Raw genomic sequence first — 21,036 nt, 5'->3', positions numbered from 1 at the left:
CGAGAAAACATGGCAATACATAGCGCTTGCTCCTTTGCACGTGGCGGCGGCAGGCAGGCCCGGCCGCGGCCACAACAGGACGGGTTGTCGCCACTGTGTCATCGATACGTCATCGCGTCTTGTCGCCACGGCTGCGCAGACATGCGGATTTGTGCCGAATGGCGCGGGCGGCAGGCGGTCGTCACAGCGCCAGGCGGATCCCGCCGTAGTACATCCGCCCGATCACGTCGTACACGCCGGCGTGGTAGCCGAGTTCGAAATTGGCGCCACCGGCCTCCGCGCCCGGCACCCGCGGCGGCGCGCGGTCGAATGCGTTGGTGATGCCGCCGAACAGTTCCAGCCCCGACTTGAGCCGGTAGTAGCCGGACACGTCGCTGTAGAACACGTTGCCGGTCCAGACCTTCTGGTAGTCGGTGTCGGTGATCTGGGTGCTGGTGCGCATCTTGGCGATGTGCCGCAGCGACCAGGTCGCGCCGGCATGCTGGTTGGACCAGGTGCTGCGCAGCACGCCCTTCCACTGCGGCGAGCCGAACACGCCGGCGAAGCGGGTGACGTCTTCCGGCTGGTCCGGATCCAGGGTGTAGTCCTGGCGGATCAGGCGCGTGTAGTTGAGGTCGAACGACAGCGCGCCGGCGTTCTGGCCCCAGAGTCCGGCCAGGTCGTAGCGGTATTGCGCGGCGAAATCGACGCCGCGGGTCAGGTAGCGCGACAGGTTCAGCTTCTGCGTGATCACGTCGAGCAGATTGCCGCCGGCGTCGCGGCCGACGAACGAACAGAACTGGTTGTCCAGGGTCGGCGCGTCGACGCACTTGTTGATGATGGTCTGCGCCGGGAACGAATCGATCGCGCCGCGCAGATCGATGTTGTAGTAGTCCACCGACAGCGAGAAATCCTCCAGGAAGCGCGGCCGCAGCACCACGCCGACGGTGCGGGTCTTGGCGGTCTCGTTGCCCAGGTCCAGGTTGCCCTTGGTGATGATGTCGCGGTACAGCCAGTAGGTGTCCTTGTCGGACGGGTTGAGCTGCGCGCAGTTGGCCGCTGCGTACTGGCTGCGGTCGGTGCGATAGCGCAGGTTGTAGGTGTTGCACGGGTCGGTGATCCACATGCCGCCGATGCTGCTGGCGGTGTACAGCTCGCCGATGTTGGGCGCGCGCACCGCCTTGCCGTAGGTGCCGCGCAGGGTGATGTCGCGGATCGGCGACCAGTCGATGCCGAACTTGTTGGTGACGGTGCGGCCGGCGGTGTTGTAGTCGGACACGCGTACCGCCGCGTCCACGCCCAGCCGCTCGGCGAACGGCTTGCCGGCCAGCAGCGGCAGGTGCAGTTCGCTGTACAGCTCCTTGACGTCGTACTGCCCGCGCAACGGCAGCTGGGTGGTGCCGAGGGTGGCGTCGTAGGCCGGGTTGGCCGGGTCGTACTGGGCGATCGCGCCGATGTCGTTGCGCTCCTTGCGGTACTCGCCGCCGAACACGATCTGCGCCTCGCCGCCGGGCAGGTCGAAGATGCCGCCGGAGGCATAGGCCGACAGCACCTGCTGGGTCATCGTGGTGGTGGCCCAGTCCGAGTCGTAGCGCAGGTAGCCGATCTCCTCGGCGGTCAGCCGCTTGAACGGGTTCAACGGCACGCAGCCGTTGCCCGGGTCGTCGAGCGTACTGCGGCAGATCGCGCTGCCGTCGGCGGCGGTGGTGGAATCGACCGCCAGGTAGTAGCGGTCGTAGGCCACCGTGTCGATGTCGCGGTTGCGCTGCCGGGTGCGGCCGTAGGAGTAGTACGCCGCGTAGTTCCACGCCCGCCCGCCCAGGCTGAAGTCGCCCTCCAGCCCGACCACGCCCTGGAACAGCCGGCGCCGGTATTCGCTGCCGCCCTGCCCCAGTTCGTCGTCGAAGTGCCGCGCGAAGTACACGCCGTCGGTGATCGTGCCGCCGTTGGCCGCGCGCATCTCGTCGGTGATGAACGGGCTGTCGGCCGGCACCGCCTCGCTGCCGAACGCGCTCAGCGCGCGCCAGGCCGAGCGCGAACTGTTCTGCGAATAGCCGACGTTGGCGAACAGGCGCAGGCTGTCGCTGAAATCGAAATTGAACGTGGCGCGGCTGGAGAAGCGGTCCGACGGCACCGACAGGTACCACGAGTCGTAGCGGCCGCCGTACTCGCCGCCGTCGGTGAGCAGGCTGCCCAGCGCGTCGACCGGATTGGCCAGGCTCAGCGGTGCGGCGTTGACGTAGCCGCCCGGTCCCAGCACCGGCGCGCGCAGGCGCCCGTCGGCGGTCATCGCATAGTGGCGCCCGCCCAGGATCAGCTGCGCATCCTCGGCGTTGTTGATGTTGCGGTTTTTGTCGGAGATCCAGTAGCGCTGGTTGCGGTTGTTGCGCGTGTACATCGGATAGCCCATCGCGGTCCACGGCCGGTCCTGGCCGGACACCGAATCGGGCTCGCGTTCGTAGAAACCGTACACGGTGACGTTGCCGCGGTTGTCGGCGAAATTGCGGCCGAACAGCGCGTCGATGCTGGTGCTGCGCATGTCGCCGCGGCTGGACGCGCCATAGCGGGCGCTGGCGTCCACGCCCTGGAAGTCTTTCTTCAGGATGAAGTTGGCCACGCCGGTGACCGCGTCGGCGCCGTACAGCGCCGAGGCGCCGCCGGTGATGACTTCCACGCGCTCGACCAGGCTGGAGGGGATGTTGCTGACGTCCACCGCCGAGGTGCCGGGAATCGCCGGCACCTGGCGGCGGCCGTCGACCAGCACCAGCGTGCGTTGCGTGCCCATGCCGCGCAGGTCCAGCGCGTTGATGCCGGGATTGCCGGCCAGGTTGCCGGTCTGGCTGGTCTGGGTCAGCGCCAGGCTCGGCAGCTGGTTCACCACGTCGGCGATCTCGGTATAGCCGGCGGCGCGAATCTGCTCGGCGCCGATCACGGTCAGCGGCGTCGGGCCGTCCAGCGCATCGTTGCGGCGGATGCGCGAGCCGGTGACGACCACGCTGTCCAGGGTCTTGGCGTCGGCGGCGGTGTCGCCGCCATCGGCGGCAGCGGTTGCCTTATCGGGCGCCTTGGCAGCGTCCTGCGCCGCGGCGGGTAGCGCCACCAGCAAGGCCATGGCGATCGCGCCGCACAACAGGCTGCGCCCTTGCCGGCGGCGATCGCGACAGGAAGAAGCTGGACGGAGGGAAGGCAAGCGAACCTGGCGCATGGCGTGTCTCTCGGTTGGTCGGCCTGCACGAAAAATCCAGGCCGCACGACGCCACGTCCCCGTGGCCCAAGGCGGCGGGAACCTGCATCGATCGATGGAGGCCGTGCTTCCCCGCACGGCGCAGAATGCGTTGCGCGTCACTGCGCAGCGCACTTGCAGGGTTTCACGCTTGCAGGCGCAGCGTCTTGTGGAAAAACGTCGCCTTTGATGTGGAAATTTGTCGATATGTCGCAGCCGATCGCGGTCGTCGCCACGCGGCGACTTCCGCATGCCGCATGCGCATCACCGTCAGTGCGCGACCGCTGTCGGCGCCGCCGCCTGGCGGTTCCAGTCCGGCGTCGGCGCCTGCTGCAGCCAGCGCACGAAGAAATCCAGCAGCCGGCGCTGGCCGTACGCGCCGCCGGCGCCGTGGTCGCCGCCCGGCACCACCAGCAGATCGAAATCCTTGCCGGCCTTGATCAGGCGATCGGCGACCTGGAAGGTGCTGGCCGGATCCACGTTCTGATCCATGTCGCCGGTCACCAGCAGCAGATGCCCTTGCAGGCGCCAGGCGTTGTCCACATTGGACGAGGCCGAATACCACGGCCCGATCGGCCAGCCCATCCACTGCTCGTTCCACCAGATCTTGTCCATGCGGTTGTCGTGGCAGCCGGAATTGGCCACCGCGGCGGCATAGAACTCGGGATGGAACAGCAACGCGCCGAGCGCGCTCTGGCCGCCGGCGGAGGTGCCGTAGATGCCCACGCCCTGCTCGATCGCGTACCACGGATACTGCGCCGCGGCGGCGCGATGCCAGACGATGCGATCGGGAAAACCGGCGTCCTTGAGGTTGCGCCAGGCCACGTCGTGGAACGCGCGCGAGCGGTTGTTGGTGCCCATGCCGTCGATCTGCGCCACGGCGAAGCCGAGCGCGGTCAGCGCCGGCACGCGTGCGCTGAAGCGCTTGGGCACGAACGCGCCGTGCGGGCCGGCATAGATGTTCTCGACCACGCGGTAGCGGCGCTGCGGATCCAACCCCTGCGGACGATGGATCACGCCCCAGATCTCGGTCTTGCCGTCGCGGCCGGGCGCATGCAGCGGCAGCGGCGGCACCCAGCCGGCGGCGAGCAGCCGCGACAGGTCGGTGCGCTCGACCTCCCGCACCAGCGCGCCGTCGTCGCTGCGGCGCAGTTCCAGCACCGGCCCCAGATCCACGCGCGAATACAGGTCGAGCAGCCAGCGCCCGTCGGGCGAATAGACCACCTGGTGATCGGCCGGCGCCGGGGTCAGCGCGGTCAGGCCGCGGCCGTCCAGGCCGATGCGGTAGGCGTGCTGGTAGTACGGGTCCTCGCCCGGGAGCATGCCGGAGGCGGTGAAGTACACCTGCTGCGCCGCCTCGTCGACGCGATCGACCTTGCGCACCACCCACTCGCCGCGGGTGACCTGGCGCGGCGCGGCGTCGCTGCGCGTGTCGTACAGGTACAGATGCTCCCAGCCGTCGCGCTCGGACGCCCACAAGGTGCGCGCGCCGTCGGCGAAGTCGTGCCGGTAGTACTTGCCGCCGTCGCCGCTGAGCGCGCTGTATTCGATGAAGGTCGGCGAGGTTTCCTCGATCAGCGTGCGCGCCTGCGCGCTGCGCCCGTCCGCCTCGATGACCCGGTAGCGCTGATGGCCGCGTTCGTTGTACTCGAAGGTGAAGCCGCTGCCGTCGCGGCGCCACTGCGGCCAGCCCAGGGTGAACGCATTCGGGAACAGCGTCGCCGGCACCGCCTGCGCGCGGCGCGAGGCCAGGTCGAACAGCACCGGCCGCAGCACCGGCAGCGGATCGCCGGGCTTGGCGTAGGCCTGCTGGTGCAGCTTCGGCTGCAGTTGGTCGGAGGGCGCCGACTCGATGTAGTACACCGTGCGCGGCGGCGCCGGCGTGACCCGGTAGGCGACCAGCCGGGTCGAGTCCGGCGACCAGGCGAAGCTGTCCACCGCGTAGTACCCGGCCGCGCTGCCGTCGTGGCTGAGCGCAAAGGGCGCGCCGCCGGCCGTCGCCGCGACCACCACGTTGCCGGCTTCGACCCAGGCCCGCCACTTGCCGTCCGGCGAGGCCTGCGCATGCGCCGGGCCCTGCTTCAGCGGGATGCTCATGTCGTAGGAATCGGGTTCTCGCGCGCCCAGGTCGCTGCGCATGCAGCGGTAGTCCGGCAAGGCGCAGCGCCAGCGCACGCGATCGCGCTCGAAGTCCAACTGGCGCTCGCTCAGCGTTACTTCGGACAACTGCAACGCCGTCGCATCGACCGGCTGCCCGCCACTTGCGGACAGCGCCGCCGCCAGCCGCACGTGGTCGAAGGCGAGTTCGTTGCTGCCGCTGTCCACGGCCGCGCGCCGGTATTCGATCGCCGGTGCGGCGCCGGCGCGCGCGAGCGAACGCCGATACAGGAAATGCCCGGCGTCCAGCCACACCGGTTGCGACGGTTCGCGATCGACCAGCGCCTCGTAGCGGCGACTCAGTGCCTGCGCACGCTGGTAGTCGTCCGCGCCCGGCGCCGCCAGCGCGCACGGCGCCAGCGCGAGTGCCAGCAGCAGCGCTGCCACCGCACGCGGCGGCGCGCCCAGCAGCCACGCCTGTCGCCCGATGCGATGACCACGATCCCTCTGCATTGCCGCGCTCCTTTTCAACGATCGTCGCACTGTTGCGCAGCCGCCGCCTCGGCCGGCGCCAGGCGCTGCGCACGCGTGGCCCACATTTCCCACTCCTGCACCGCCACGGCGGCGTAGCGGCCGTCGGCGCCGGACGCATCGAACACCGCGCGCACGCAGCGCGTGGTCACCGGCGCGAAGCGCAGCGTCTGCACGCGGTCGGCGACCGGCGCGTGCGCCGCCTGCGCCAACGGCAGCCACTGTCCGTCCTTGCGGTATTCCAGGCGCCAGCGCGCCGGCGGCGCCACGCCTTCGTTCGCGCCGGGCGCGTGGTCGGCCCAGAACACGATGCGGCTGCGCTCCAGCGCCACCGGCTGCGCCCAGCTGTACTGGATCCACTGCTGCGGCGGATTGTGCGCGCTCCAGCTGCCCCACATCTGCGGCGGCAGCGGGTTGCGCTTGACCACGCCGTCGTTGAGCGCGGCGATCCAGTACTGGTGCGGGATGTCCGGGCCGTTGGAAGCGCTGGCCTGGGCGAAACGGGCGACATTGCGCTGCGGCGGCAGCGGCGGCTGCGCCCGGCGCGTGGCCTGCACCGGGCGGATCCGCGCCGGCCGCTGCGTGTCGTCCCACTGCAGCCGGTCGATCGCCACGCTGCGCCGGAAGTGGCCGCCGCCCTTGGCGTCGGCGGTGTGGTAGACCAGATACCACTGGCCCTTGAAGTCGACGATGCCCGGATGCGAGGTAGTGGAGGACACCGGCGGCAGGATCACCCCGCGGTAGGTCCACGGCCCCAGCGGCGACGGCGCCGTGCCGTAGGCGATGCAGGCGTGGTAGAGCGCCGGCGTGCATTCCGAATCCGGCCCGGCGCGGTTGCCGGCATAGGCCAGGTAGTAGGTGCCGTTGCGCTTGAACAGCCATGGCGCTTCGAAATAGCCGTCCAGCGTGGTGACCGCCACCGCCTCGCCCTTGGGCGTGACCATGTCGCGTTCCAGTTCGATGCCGAACAGTTTGCCGAAAGTGCCCCAGTACAGATACACGCGGCCGTCGTCGTCGACCAGCACGGTCGGGTCGATGTTCTGGATGGTGTTCCTGACCGGCAGCGACTGCGACAGGATCGGTCCTTGCGGATGCGCGTCGCGCCACGGCCCCAGCGGGCTGTCGGCGACCGCCACGCCGATCGCGAACGGATCGGCGTTGGGCGAATGCTTCTCGTGGACCGGTGCGTACAGGTAGTAGCGCCGGTCCGGCCCCTGCACGATCTGCGCGGCGTAGGCGCGGCCCGCCACGGCCCAGGCGAATACCTGCTCCGGGCGCAGCAGCGACGGATAGTGGGTCCAGCGGCCGCTGCCGACGTCGTCGGTGGCCAGCAACTGCCAGCGGCGCATCACGAAGTCGTTGACGTCCGGCGGCGCCTCGTCGCGGCCGGCGATGATGTAGAGCTTGCCGTCGGCGACCAGTGGCGCCGGATCTGCGGAATAGTCGCGGCCGTCGGCCAGGATCGGATTGCCGGCGGCGTGCACGCTGCGCGCGTCCGCCGGTGCCGCCTGTGCGCCGGCGGCGGACGCCACACCGGCGGCCAGCAACAGCCACGTCCAGCCGAGCCCAGCGCGGCGCAGGCTCATGGCGCCACCGCCGCATCGACCACGATCTGCAGCCGCACCGGCAGCTGCCCGCTGCCGCCGCGCCCTTGCACGCTGCCGACGATGCTGGCGTTGCCCGGCGCGGCGGACGCGGCCGGCGCCAGCGACGGCCACTGCACCGGCACGCGTTCGCGCGAACCATCGTTGTATTGCACGTTGACGTACTCCGGCAGCGCCGGCACCTGCCCGGCCCGCACATGCACCGGCGGCGGCGCCTGCACGGTGTTGATCTGCCCTGGCGCACTGGCGCGCACCCAGATGCTGGCGGCGACCGGCACGCCGCCGTCGGCCAGGCCCTGCAGCTGCACGCGGCCTTCGCCGGCCAGCGCGGCCGGTTCGAGCTGCGGCCAGCGCACGCCCAGCCACGCCCAGCTGCCGTCGGCGAAATAGCCGGCGATGCGTTGCGGCAACGCGGGCATCTGCCCCGGCGCCACGCGCACGTCGACCGGCTCGGTGCTGTCGGCGCGTTCGGCGAATACCTGCCACTCGTCCAGGCCGACCGCGGCGTGGCGGTCTCCCTGCGCGGCGGTGTCCAGCACCGCACGCAAGGCGGTGGTGGTCACCGGCGCGAACGCCACGCGGCTGGGTGCGCCGCGCGCGGCGACTGCATAGCCGCCGCGCACCGCGATATCGCGCCACTGCTCGCCGTCGCGGTACTGCAGCTTCCACGCGCGCGGCGGCGCCACCCCGCCCTGCGGCTGGTCGTCCCAGAAGTACAGCGCCGCCGCGTTCACCCGCTGCGGTTGCGGCCATTGATACTGCACCCACACCGAGGCCGGTTGCGCGCGGCCCCAGCTGCCCCAGCGCCGGTCCGGCGCCGGCGCCTGGCCAGGCTCGGGCAGCAGCCCGTCGTTGAGCGCCTGCAGCCGATGATGGCCGGCGGTGACCTGCGCGCTGGCCTCGGCCTCGCCCTGCACCTGCAACCCCTGCCCGGCGGGCAACGCCGCGGCGACCACGGCCACGTCGGCATGGCCCTGCAACGCGCCGTCGTCGGCCTGCAGCCGCAACGTATAGGCGCCGGGCGCGGTGAAGCGCACGCTGGTGCTCGCCGCCTGCGGGTCCTCGAAGATCGCCGCGCCCCCAGGCGCTGCCTGCAGCACGCGCCAGTGCAGCGCCAGCGTGCCGTTCGGCAACGCGTCGTCGCCGACCCGGCCGACCAGGCGCAGCGCACCGCCGCCGGCGCCGTCCTCCTGCCAGGCCTCGACCTGCGGCGCCTGGTTGGCGCGGGTCGTCGGCAGCGTCGCGCCACTGGCGTAGGCCTGGATTTCCTTGATGCCGGTGCGCAGCGCGCCGGCATGCGTGACCAACACGCGCAGCCGCTGCACGCGCAGCGCCGGGAAGCGCACGCGGTTGCGGTTGCCCTGCGCGATCGGCGCATCGCGCACCTGGCCGGGCACGGCCTTCCACTCGCGACCGTCGAAATACTGCAGCGCGTACAGCCACGGCGGCGCATAGCCGGCGCGGGTGCCGGAGGCAAAGCCGTGCTGTTCGCCGGGCGGCGAGGAGCTGCGGTAGAAATACAGGCGCACGTCGTCCAGCAGTTGCGGTCGGCCCAGGTCGAGTTCGATCCAGTCGCTGCGCGACGGCGAGCCGGCGCTGCCCCAGAACGGTTCGTTGGCGGTGCTGCCGTCCACCGCCGCAGTGGCCGGGAAGCCGTCGGCGGCGTAGCTGGCGCTTACCGTCGCGCCCTGCGCGAGGTTGCGCGCCGAAGCCGGCAACGCCGTGTCCACGCCGGCGTCGGCCAGCACGGCGGCGATGCGCGCATCGGCGGCGAAGCGCACCTGCTCCGGCGTCTGCAGCGCACGCGCGTGCGCAGCCAGCACCCGCACCTGCGCGGCATCGGCATTGACCGCGTCCGGCGCCGCCTGTACCTGGCCGCTGGCCGGGTCGTAGATCACGTGCGCCAGGCGATCGACGGTGAACGCGAGCTTCCCGTCCAGATACACCGAATAGCCCTTGGGCACCGCGCCACCGTAGTGGCGGCCGTCACGATCCCAGACGATGCTCAGGTCGCGGTCGCGGTAGCGCAGCGCGTCGGCGGCGAAGTGGTCCCAGCCGATGTCGATCGGAAACAGTTCGATCCTGCCGTCGCTGCGCGCGCGCAGCCCCATCGCGTCCTCGATCACGGTGAAGTTGGTCGCGCCGAGCTGGGTGTGGTGGATCCACGAGCGGTAGCCGATGCGGCCGCCGTCGGCGGCGCTGCCCTGGGCCCAGAACTCGTTCTGGTCCGGATAGCGGTTGTCGCCGTCGATGTAGTGCGCCCAGGCGTTCCAGTACAGCAGCTTGCGATAGCTGCTCGCGTCCAGGTACGGGCTGGGATAGTCGCGCAAGGCGCTGCCCAGCAGGCGGAACGCCACGGTGGAATTGATCACCGAGAAGTTGTTGCTGCCACCGTCGCCGCGCGCCTGCTGGTCAGCCTGGTTGGCGGTGTAGAACGGGAACAGCGGGTACTGCCGCGCGTCGGCGAACAGGCGCAGCGCGCGGACATACTTCGGGTCGTAGTCGGCCTCGCCCTGCTTCGGCATCAGGCCGACGCTGAACGGGTAGTAGTTGTTGGTCTCCTTCCAGTCCACCGGCAACCGCGCACCGTCGGCCTGGCGCTGCTTCAGCAGGTCGCCATGCACGCCCATGCCGTCCGCGCCCGCGCTGCGGTCCTGCCACAGCACGGCGAGCACGGCGCTGCGGATCTTCGCCGCCAGCGCCTGCATCCGCGTCGCGGTGGCGCTGTCGCCGGCCAGTTGCGCGGCCTGCGCCGCGGCCAGCGCATTGGCGTAGACGTAGGCGCTCTCGCTGCGGTCCATGCGCGCCTGGCCGTGCTGCTTGGCCCAGTCGAAGGAGACCGCGTCGGCGTCGTTGCCGGTCATCGCCGCCCAGTCGTACTCGATCAGGCCGTTGCCGTTGCGGTCGTAGGCGCGCAGCAGCGCGTCCACGTCGGCGCTGGCGTAGCGCGCCAGTTGCGCGGCCACCGCCGGCGGCCCACCGTGCAGTTGGTAGGCGCGCCAGGCGGCGGCGCTGAGGTACTGGGCGTAGGAATTGGACCAGTTCTCCGGCGCGCCGGGGTTGTCCACGTACTTGCCGCCGCCGGCGGTCTCGCCGGCGCCCAGCCAGGAGCCGTAGGCATAGCTGGGATCGCGCAGGTACTTGAGGTCGTCGATGAACATGCCGGTGGTCAGCACGATCGCGTTGTCGTAGCCGAGCACGCCTTCGATCGCCACCGGGAACTGGTAGTCGTTGCCGGGCACCGCGGCGTCGAGGAAATTGAAGCGCAGCAGCCACCAGCGGTAGAACAACGTCTTGTCGATGTTGTCCTCGGGCGTGTCCAGGTATGGCAGGTTGTCGGCCCACCAGCGGTTGTAGGCGACGACGTGTTCGCTGTAAGCCTGCTGCGGCGACTGCGCGGCGATGCGCCGGTATTCCTGCAGCGATGCCGGCAACTCGCGCGTGACCAGCCCGAGCTGCACCTTCAGCGTGGCCGCCTCGCCGCGCGCCGGCACTGTCACGCGGCGCGCGATGGAGCCGCCGTCGACCGCGAAGCCGTCGCCGGACAACCGCGGGAACACCGTGGTGATCGCGTTATGGGTGACGAACGCGCCGGTGAGTTCGGCGCCGTCGGCATGCGTGGCCATCGGCGAGGTCGCGCGCAGGGTCAGCGTCCGCGCCACGCCGTCGCTGCTGGATAGCGTGGCCTCGGCCACGGCCACGTTCTGCTCGCTGATGAACTTGACCAGGCGCAGCCGCACGCCCGCGGCGGCATCCGTGTAGACGCTGCTGAAGTAGCTCGGCGTCTGCCGCCGCTGCGCGCTGTCCTCGACCAGCTGCAATGGCGTGCCGTCGCGCTCGAGCTGCAGCCGGAACAACGCGTCGTGGCCGGTCTTGTGCGCGTAGGCGACGTCGCCGACGAAGCCCGGCTGCTGCGGCGCGTGCGTGTACATGTACGCGGCGCGGCCGCGGCTGAACAGCCAGTTGTTGCTGTCGTCGAAGCCGCCGCCGGTGCCGCTGCGCGCGAGCATGCGGTCGATCCAGAAATCCTTGCCGGGCGCGCTGCCGGCGCCGGCCGCCAGGTCCGCGGCGAACACCCGCCGCAGATGGCCGCCCGGGGCGAAGGCCACGCCATTGTCCGGCAGTGGCTGCGCATCGCCCTTGAAGCGCGGATAGCCGAGCGTGGCGTTGCTGTCCTGCAATCCTTCGCCGTCGCTTGCCGCGGCCGCCACCGTGGCGACCGCGGCGCCGAACAGCGCCGCGGTCAGTGCCACTGCGGCGCGGCGCCGCCAGCCTGAGGCGGCCTTGCCGCCGCTTGCCGCCAGCCTCAAAACTCGGTCCTGAGCCGCGCCCAGAAATACCGCCCCAACGTGTCGTAGGTGAACGCATCGGTGTTGGCCGCGCTGGCATAGCCGTAGTACTGCGGCGGCTTGCGGTCGCCGAGGTTGTTGACGCCGGCCGACAGCGTGGTGTGCAGGCTCTCGAACTTCCGGCTCAGCGAGGCGTCGTGGTAGGTCACCGTGCCGACGCGGAAGTACACGCAGCTGCCGTCGGCGGCGGTGTTCACGCAGAAGTCCTCGTAGGCACTGCCGACCGTGGTCGGGCCGAGCAGGCGCGTGTTCCAGCTGGCGTGCCACGGCCCGTTGTCCCAGCCCAGGTTGAAGCTGGCGCGCCAGCGCGGCATGTTGCCGTAGCTGGAGGTCTCGCCGACGTAGTTGTGGTCGTCGCCGCTGAACTTGTAGCTGGACAGGAAGGTGGCGTCGACGCCGGCCTGGAAGCTGCCCCAGGCGGTGTCGCGCAGCGCGTACTTGATGCCGATGTCGTAGCCGCGGATATCGACCTTGCCGCTGTTGATCGCGAACGGCACGGTGACGCTGACCAGCTGCCCGCTGGCGTTGCGCTGGATCAGCGGGCAATACGCGCTCTGCCCGTCGTAGCAGTTCTGCAGCACCTGGTCCAGGCCGGAACCGTTGATCATGTCGTCGAGCGTGACCCGCCAGCTGTCCAGGTTCAACGACAGGCCGTCCGCCCAACCCGGATCGTAGACCGCGCCGAGGTTGTAGGAACGGCCCTGCTCGGGCTTGATCTTGAAGCCGGCGTTGGCCGAGCCGGTGGTCAGCACGGTGAACGAGGAGGTGTTGACGAAGCTGCCGTCGGTGGGCACGTTGGCGCAGGCCGCGGCATTGCCGCTGCCGGTGTAGCCGGCGCACGGATCGGTGAAGTCGCCGCTGGCATCGATCACCGCGTTGAACGGCGAACCGTACAGGTCGCCCAGCGCCGGCGCGCGGAACACTTCCGAGCCGGTGGCGCGGATCAGCAGGTTGTCGATCGGCCGCCATTCCAGCGCGATCTTGCTGTTGGTGGTGTTGCCCCAGTAGTCGTACTTGGAATAGCGCGTGCCCAGGTTGAGGTTCAGCGCCTGTGCGCCGGGCAGATCCTTGAGCAGCGGGATCAGCACTTCGGCATAGGCCTCCTTGATGGTCTCGTCGTGGCCCTGGTTCATGATGCAGCCGTCGTTGTAGTCGCAGCTGCCGCCCGCATCGGCGGCGGCGACCGGATTGCTGGTGCCCTGCGAGAAATCGTTCTTGCGCAACGACAGCCCGAACGCGGCCTGCACCATTCCCGCCGGCATCTTGAACAGGTCGCCGTTGACGCTGGCCTCGGCGAACTTCATCGTGCTTTCGTCGATCAGGTCGACCGCGCTCTGGGTGGCCTTGATCCCGGCGATGGTGGCCGGATCGTCCGGGTTGAACACGTTGATCGGGGTACAGCCGGCGATCACGTTGCCGGGCGTGCCGCACTTGACCACGCCGTCGCTGTCCAGGAACGAGGCGCCGGCCGCGTTGTTCAGCGCCGAGGTGATCGAGAAGCCGTTGCGCACCAGGGTGTCCTTGTAGCGCGCATAGCCGGCCGCCGCGTCCCATTGCCAGCTGCTGTCGGAGAACTTGCCGCGCAACCCGGCCACGATGTTGGTCTGGGTCATGGTCGAGGAGTAGACGCGGGTGTTGGCCGGCACCGAGCGCAGCAGGTAGCGCGACAGGTCGCTGCCGAACGGGTTGTAGTAGTTCTGCGCGGCGTTGGGCAGCTCCAGGCCGAAGGCGGTCAGTTGCGAGGTGGTCTTGCTGCGGGTCCAGAACATGTCCAGGTAGCCCTGCACGTCCGGAGTGAAATCGAAGCTGGCGTGGGCGGAGAAATTGGTGCGCTCCACCGGGGTGATCAGGTACTGCCCGGTGTAGGAGTTGTAGCCCTCGACCGCCTGGCTGTAGGTGTGGAAGTCGCCGGCGTCGACCGCGCCGGGCGCCAGGTTGCTGTTCGGGGTCAGCACGCTGCCGTCGCTGAGGAAGGCGCGGGTGCCGTTGCCGCGGCGTTCCACCACCTGCCCGTTGAGGTAGTTCACCGCGGTCTTGGCGTAGCTGCGGTCTTCGTCGTACAGCGCGTTCATCGAGCTGCGGCTCAGGCCCAGGATCAGCCCGCCGCGCTCCCAGGTCTTGCCCCACTCCACGCCCAGCGTGCGGCGGTTGCCGTCGCCATGGGTGCTCTGGCCGTAGTCGACGGTCGCCGCGGCGCCGTCGTACTTGTCCTTGAGGATGATGTTGACCACGCCGGCGATGGCGTCGGAGCCGTACACCGAGGAGGCGCCGTCGGTCAGCACTTCGATGCGCTCGACCATCGCCGCCGGGATCGCGTTGATGTCCACGCCGGGCGCGGCGGAGACGCTGCTGGCCGGGCCGGCCATGCGGTGGCCGTTGACCAGCACCAGGGTGCGCTCGGCGCCGAGGTTGCGCAGCGACACCAGCGCGCGGCCGTGGCTGAAGCCGGAGTTGAGTGAGATGTTGGGCATGTTGCCGGCCATCGCCGGCAGCTGCTGCAGCAGTTGCCCGAGCGTGTTCTGGCCGCTGTCCTCGATCCGCTGCCGGTCGATGGTGATCACCGGGCTGGCGGTTTCCGCATCGACGCGGCGGATGTGGCTGCCGGTCACGCTGACCCGTTCCAGCGTGGTCGCCGCCGGATCGGCGGCGGCGGCCTCCTGCGCCAGCGCGCACGGCGCCACCGCGGCGACCGCCAGTGCGCTGCAGATCGCCGCCGCCAGCGGACCTGGCCGCTGCACGCGGCGCCATGACGACGGGAAAAGCGGCGCAACGCGTTGGGACAAAGACGACATCGGAATCTCCTGGGCGGCGAGGCATGGCGATCGGCGAGGTCGGCGCCCATCCCCGGGCGGCCGTCCCCATCGCCAGTGGTCGGTGGCGGGTACGGAAAGGACGTCCGCGGGCGCGACGGCAGGTGGAGGGTCCCACCGCCGCGCCCGCGGCGACGCGTACGACGACGCGTTGCGTCCGGCTACTTCGTGCAGGAATCTCCCCCGGAGATTTCACTGCACGGCCACAATGTGCGCGTAGGGTGATGGCCCCGTCTTGTCGTATTTATCGGGAAAATGTGCGGAATATCGCACTGCGCGACAGGTTTCGGGACGTTTCCGACTTTTTCGCCACTCAGCCGTAGGCGGCCGAAATCGTCATCTGCCGCGCCGCGCCGGCCGGCACCTGAACGCGCTCGTTGCGCGGCCCGGACAAGGCCACCGCGCGCCCGTCGATCAGCACCTCGCGCAGCTGCATGCCGGCCGGCACGCGCAGGGTCAGCCAGGTCCGGGCCGGCGCCTGCGCCGGCAGGGTCAGCGTGCCGTCGATGCGCTTGCGCGCCGGGTCGGCGCGCAGCGCCAGCGACACCGCGCCCCACCGGGTCGGCGCGGCCTCGATTGCGATCGCCTCGCCGCTGCCCAGCCAGTCGCGCGGCAGCGCGCGCGCCAGGAACAGCTCCTCGCCAACGCTGTCCTCGAACACCAGCATCCAGCGCAGCAGCAGCGGGATGGTCATCTGCGCCGGGATGCAGAACAGCGGCATGCCGCCAGTGATGCCGCTGACCTCGCCCGCGGTCCAGCTGCCGCGCGTGTGCACGTGGTAGCGGTGCGCGTACAGGAACAGCAGGTATTCCTCGATCCGGTCCAGGCGCAGCAGTTGCTGCGCGTAGCCGTAGGAAATGAAACCGAGCAGGTCGCGCCCTTCCGGCGTGGGCGGGGCGATGTTGCCGACCACGCCCAGGCTGGTGCCGCCATGACCGCGCACGCAGTCGATGACCAGGTGCGCGAGGTCGTCGGGCAGCACGTCGGCCTGCAGCAGCTCGGCATAGACGCGGTGCGGCCAGCCCTGCTCGCTGGGTTTTTCCTGCTGCAGCGACTGGCGAAAGGTCAGCTTCACCCCCGGCAGCGGGCCGATGTAAGGCGGGGTCAGATCGCGGCGGATATTGCCGCGCAGGGTCTTGTGCAATTGCGCGGTGAGTTGCTGCGCGCGCCGCCGCCACTGCGCCGCGGTGCCTTGCGCGCCCGGACCGGCGATGGTGGTCCACACCGCGGCGATGTCCTGCCAGCCGCGGATCGCCAGCGCGCTGTTGGCGTAGTACGGCTTCCACCACAGGGTCGGGTCCGGGAACAGGCAGGCGTCGGATTCGTTCCAGCCATGGATCAGGCCATGCCCGGGCGCCTTCGCCGGCAGCTGCAGGCTGGCGTCGTGCAGTTCCAGCAGGATCTGCGCGGTCGCGGCGATCTTGCCGCGGTGCTTGCGCAGCAGCGCCGCATCGCCGGTGTAGCGCAGATAGCGCGCCAGCAGCGACAGGGTCAGGCCGAACTGGCCGGTCTCCGCGCCGCGCATGTTGACCATGCCGTCGTCCTGCACGAAGTCGCTGAAGTAGCCGTCCAGCACCGCCGCGGCCTGGGCGAAGCGGCCCCACTCCAGGTTCGCGTACAGCGAGCTGGTGAAGGTGTCCTGGAAGCCGTCGTATTCGTTGCCGTAGTAGTCGCGATCGACCGCGCCGTATTTCGGATAGGTGCCGCCGGGGCGCACCACCAGTTCGCGGGCGAAGGCGAAGCGCGCCATGTCGCTCCAGCTCGGGTCGGGCAGCCGCGCCTGCACGGTGTCGGCCAGCAGCCCCTGCCAGTAGCCGGCGAAGGCCAGCAGGCCGCGGTAGAAGTCCTCGGCGCTGCGCGGGCCGCGCCGCGGCGGGTAGTCGGGATAGCTGTAGCCGTACACCACCTTGGTCACCTTGCCGTGCTCGACCAGCGCGCTGCGGTGCCAGGTCTGCACGATGAAGCGATCGGTGGCCAGCACGTCGGCGAACAGCAGCACGTCGTAGTAGCGACCTTCGCCAGCCGGCACCACCTTGCGCACCGCCGGCATCCAGCCGCCGATCAGGCCCTCGTGGCGGCGCGCGACGAGGTCGGCCTTGCCCAGCTCGGGGAACGCGTGCAGCGCGCGATAGGCGCGGGTGCGCCCGTCCGGGTACACCGGCATGGTGTCGGCGCATTCGCGGGTACCGACGAAGGTGGTCCACGGCAGGCGGCCGTTGTAGTCCTTGGGATCCAGTTGCGAGGCCGGTGGCGGCGCCGCGTCGCGCACCTCGTCCGGGCGCGGATCGCCGTCGCGCAGCAGGCGGTCGGCGAGCAGGTCGGCTTCGGCCATCGCCACGTCGGCCAGTTTCATGCCGAAGTACGGCGCCTGCGCGCTGGGATAGACCGCTTCGGTGCGCTTGCCGAGCACCAGCGCGCCGCCCGGGCCGAGCAGGGTCAAGTCGCCGTCGGCGCTGCGCAGGTCTTCGTACACCTGCCATTGCGCGCCGGCCTCGACGAAGCGGCATTGCAGGGTGTGGCCGGCGAGCGCATCGGCGGCCAGCGGCTGCAGGCGCAGCGGCGCAGGCGCAGACGGCGCTGCCGGCACCGCGTTGGCGGCCGCAGCGACGCTGCCGGCGAGCGCTTCGACCCCGGCCACCGCGCCGACCGCCAGCCCCTGACGCAGGAAATCTCTCCGATCCATGTCCCGTCCCCGATGAGCAATAGCGCATCATCGTGCGCCGCAGGTGGCGCTACGTCTTGTGCGCTGTGGCGCGGATCGGTGCGGAAAATTGCATAGCTGGGGCGGGGCGGCGGCGACGGCACGAGGCTTCGCGCGTGCCATCGGAGGTTGTGCAAGACCGGCTGCATGAGGCTTTGCGCGTACCCTCGTCCCCATCGGGGCGCCTTCTCCCCGATGGCAAAAGGAACGGCCGGCTAGCCCCTCTCCCACCGGGAGAGGGGTTGGGGTGAGGGTCCGGCGCGAAGCGTCTCACGGAGTTGGGTGCACGAGGCTTTGCCCGTACCCTCATCCGCCCCTTCGGGGCACCTTCCCTCCGATGGCAAAAGGAACGGCCGGCTAGCCCCTCTCCCACCGGGAGAGGGGTTGGGGTGAGGGTACGGCGCGAAGCGTCTCACGGAGTTGGGTGCACGAGGCTTTGCCCTACCCTCATCCGCCCCTTCGGGGCACCTTCCCCCGAGAAGGGGGCCATGGTCCCGATGGAAGAAGGAGTGGCCGTGGCCTCAGGCCAGGACGTCCAGCAGGCTGCCGACCGTGTCGTCGGCCGCGCGCAGCACTCGCGCGTTGGCCTGGAATTCGTTGCGCGCGGACAGCCCGCCGACCATGTCGTCGACCAGGTCGCTGCCCTCGCCGCCCACCGCCTGCACCTGGCTGGTCACGCCGCCGCCGGGCGCTTCCTGGTTCACCGTCACCTGGCGCTGGAAGCCCTCGGTGGCGGCGTTGGCCACATTGTGCGCACGGGCCTGCAACCCGGACGCGGCGGCGCGCATGCCGGACAGGGCGATCGAGGACACCGAGGCGATGGAACTCATGCGCGTTTGCTCGTCGGGCGGCCGCGGTGCGGTCGCAAGGTCGGTAAGTTGCCACAGTCTCCCGCAGCGCGTCGTGGCCATTGCGCAGCGCTTGCGGCCGCAGCCGGTCGCGTCGCCGCTCGACAGGCGTACGTACCGGCCACCGCCACGAACGTGGCGGCCCTGCTCCAGGCGCAATGGTTGCCCGTTGTTGCCATCGGCACGATCGCCGACAACTTTACTGCGGGAACTGAAACCTGCGACCAGGGACACCTTCGACTGCCGTTTCCGACGCCGGCGCGTGCAGCAGGGCCAGCGCTGTGCGGATCGGCCGATGCCGGGATCCGCCTCTGCGAAGGCAGCGACGTTCCGTCACCGCCCGACCCCAGCGCTGCCTTCCTGGCTCAACCTGCGGCCAAGGCGCAGGCTTGACCGGGACCGCGGCGCCAAACGCTCGCCGCCGCTCCCTGTAGGAGCGGCTTCAGCCGCGACAGAGATTCCCCGACGCCGGGATCGTGCGACTCCGACGTCGCGGCCGAAGCCGCTCCTCAGGCGAGGCGACGAGTGCTTCAGTCACCGCGCCCGCCCGACGGCAGCGCATTCCAGCGCGGCGTCGGCGCATCCAGCAGATGCCGCACGAAGAAGTCGTACTGGCGCCGCTGCACGTAGTCGATCGGACCGCTGGAACGGCCCACCGAATGCTCGCCGCCGGGCACGTTCAACAGGTCGAAATCCTTGCCGGCCTTGATCAGCGCATCCACCACCTGCGCGGTCGAGGCGGGGTCGACGTTGCTGTCCTGCTCGCCGACGATCAGCAGCAGCTCGCCGCGCAGCTTCGTCGCGTTGTCCACGCCGGAGGCGGCGGCGTAGCTGGCATCCACCGGCCAGCCCATCCACTGCTCGTTCCAGCTGATCTTGTCCATGCGGTTGTCGTAGCAGCCGGCGAACGCCACGCCGACCTTGTAGAAGTCCGGATGCCGTTCCAGCGCGCCGAGCGTGCTCTGCCCGCCGGCCGAGGCGCCGTAGATGCCGACGCGGGAAATATCGTAGGACGGGTCCTGCGCGGCCAGCGCCTTGTGCCAGGCGATGCGGTCGGGGAAGCCGGAATCGCCGAGGTTCTTCCAGGCCACGTCGTGGAACGCCTTGGAACGGTTGGCGGTGCCCATGCCGTCGATCATCACCACGATGAAACCCAGGTCGGCCTGCGCCTGCATGCCGATCTGCTTGTCGCCGCCGGAGTGGTAGCCGAACGGCCAGAAGGTCTTGGGCACGAAGCTGTCGTGCGGGCCGGCGTAGATGTTCTCGATCACAGGGTACTTCTTGTGCGGATCGTAGTCGCGCGGGCGCACCACCATGCCCCAGATGTCGGTGCGGCCGTCGCGGCCCTTGGCGACGAACGTCTGCGGCGCGCGCCAGCCGGCGGCCTGCAGCTCGCCGATGTCGCCGCGTTCGACCACCTGCAGCAGCGCGCCGTCGATGGCATGCAGTTCCATCACCGGCGGCAGGTCCGGGCGCGAATAGGTGTCCACGTAGTGGCGGCCGTCGCCGGCGATGGCCACGTCGTGGTCGGCATCGGCCGTGCTCAACCGGGTCAGCCGGCCGCCGTCGAAATCCACCGCGAACAGTTGCCGGTAGTACGGATCCTTGCCCGCGTCCATGCCGCTGGCAGAGAACCAGATGCGCCGCTGCGCATCGTCCACGCGCAGCACCTCGCGCACGATCCAGTCGCCCTTGGTGATCTGGCGCTTGACCTTGCCGCTGGCACCGTCGAACAGGTACAGGTGGCGCCAGCCGTCGCGCTCGGAGATCCACAGGATCTCCGAGCCGAGCCCGTCCACGTCGTGGCGGAAGCTGCGGTCGGCGTAGACGAAGGTCTTGGCGTCCTCGCCCACCGCCACGTGCGCGCGGCCGCTCGCCGCGTCCACCGCGATCGCGCGCATGCGCTGGAAGCCGCGCTGCACGTAGTCGAAGACGAAGCTGCGGCCGTCCTTGCGCCACTGGATCGGCGACAGCTGGTAGGGATTGGCGAACAGCGCAGCGTCGATGTCGATGCGGCGCGCGCCGGCGCCGGTGGACATGCCGCCGAGGTCGAACAGCACCGGCCGCTCGACATCCACCGCGTCGCCAGGTTTTGGATACAACTGGGTACGCACGCGCGGCTGGCCGCCGCCCGGCGGCGCCGCCTCCACCCGCGTCACCCGCCGCGCGAATCCGGGCCGTACCCGGTACAGCGCCAGCCGCTGCGAATCCGGCGACCAGGCCAGCGTTTCCGGATCGTAGAACTCGTCGGCGCGGCCATCCTCGCTCAGGCGCAGCACGTGGCCGTCGGCGACGCTGCGCAGCACGATGTCGTGGCCGTCGGCGAACGCCTCCCAGCGCCCGTCAGGCGAACGCCGCGGCGTGTTGTCGGCGGCCACCGCCGGATCGCGGACCACCCCGAAGCCGCGCGGACGCGGCTGCGGACCGGCCTCGGCGCGCGCGCAGACATAATCGGCGAGCGTGCAGCGCCACGGCGCGTAGTCGATCTGGAACACGATCGCGGCATTGGCGCGGCCGGCGTCGGCCGCATAGTCGAAGCGGTCGAACGGCAGGCGCAACGCCGGGTAGTCGGTGCCTGCCGCCTCGCTCAGCCCGCGCGCCAGCCGCACCGCATCGAACGCCGGCTGCTTGCGCTGGCCGGCCACGTCCTCGAGCACGAAGGCGAAACCGCCGGGCACCGTCTTGCGGTAGTAGAACGCACCGTCGTCGCGCCACTGCGCCGGCCACGCGACGTTCTCGGTCAAGGTCATCCACGCTTCGCGCAGGCCGAGCGAGCGCTGGTAGTCGGCCGCGCTGGGCGCGGCCTGGGCCTGGCCGGCGAAGGACGCCGCGGCCAGCACGATCGATGTAAGGAGTCTGTTCATTACGTTCCGATATCCCCTGAATTCCGGCTC

The 21,036-nt window shown here is 70.3% G+C and carries 8 protein-coding genes; all 8 read right to left on the bottom strand.

Translation table 11 applies throughout. The annotated features are described in order from the left end of the window. Nucleotides 1-181: 181 nt before the first annotated feature. Nucleotides 182-3,091 carry a TonB-dependent receptor plug domain-containing protein gene (locus tag NUG20_RS08490; protein WP_263397915.1) on the bottom strand — a complete coding sequence of 970 codons (2,910 nt, stop codon included), beginning with the start codon at nucleotides 3,089-3,091 and terminating at the stop codon, nucleotides 182-184. A 381-nt stretch (nucleotides 3,092-3,472) separates the two neighbouring features. After that, a complete protein-coding gene (locus tag NUG20_RS08485) occupies nucleotides 3,473-5,812 on the bottom strand; it encodes a S9 family peptidase (protein WP_263397914.1) in 2,340 nt (779 codons plus the stop codon). 14 nt (nucleotides 5,813-5,826) lie between these two features. Beyond that, nucleotides 5,827-7,416: a family 43 glycosylhydrolase gene (locus tag NUG20_RS08480; protein WP_263397913.1), complete on the bottom strand. Its 1,590-nt coding sequence runs from the start codon at nucleotides 7,414-7,416 to the stop codon at nucleotides 5,827-5,829. Then, on the bottom strand, nucleotides 7,413-11,645 hold the full coding sequence (locus tag NUG20_RS08475; RefSeq protein WP_263398422.1) for an Ig-like domain-containing protein: 4,233 nt from the start codon (nucleotides 11,643-11,645) through the stop codon (nucleotides 7,413-7,415). Before NUG20_RS08475 ends, NUG20_RS08480 begins: the two co-directional genes overlap by 4 nt. A gap of 95 nt (nucleotides 11,646-11,740) precedes the next feature. Beyond that, the gene (locus tag NUG20_RS08470) at nucleotides 11,741-14,575 is read right to left on the bottom strand and encodes a TonB-dependent receptor domain-containing protein (protein ID WP_263397912.1); all 2,835 of its coding nucleotides are present in this window, start codon (nucleotides 14,573-14,575) and stop codon (nucleotides 11,741-11,743) included. Nucleotides 14,576-14,906: 331 nt separating this feature from the next. Next, nucleotides 14,907-17,276 (bottom strand): glucosidase family protein, encoded by a 2,370-nt coding sequence (locus NUG20_RS08465; protein WP_263397911.1) that lies wholly within the window; start codon nucleotides 17,274-17,276, stop codon nucleotides 14,907-14,909. 539 nt (nucleotides 17,277-17,815) lie between these two features. After that, nucleotides 17,816-18,124, bottom strand: a complete 309-nt coding sequence (locus tag NUG20_RS08460) for a flagellar basal body rod protein FlgC (RefSeq protein WP_263397910.1) — start codon at nucleotides 18,122-18,124, stop codon at nucleotides 17,816-17,818. A 548-nt stretch (nucleotides 18,125-18,672) separates the two neighbouring features. Further along, nucleotides 18,673-21,006: a S9 family peptidase gene (locus NUG20_RS08455; RefSeq protein WP_263397909.1), complete on the bottom strand. Its 2,334-nt coding sequence runs from the start codon at nucleotides 21,004-21,006 to the stop codon at nucleotides 18,673-18,675. Nucleotides 21,007-21,036: the final 30 nt, after the last annotated feature.

This window comes from Xanthomonas sp. CFBP 8443 (assembly GCF_025666195.1).
Lineage (GTDB): Bacteria > Pseudomonadota > Gammaproteobacteria > Xanthomonadales > Xanthomonadaceae > Xanthomonas_A.
This window is presented reverse-complemented; position numbering and strand designations above follow the sequence as displayed.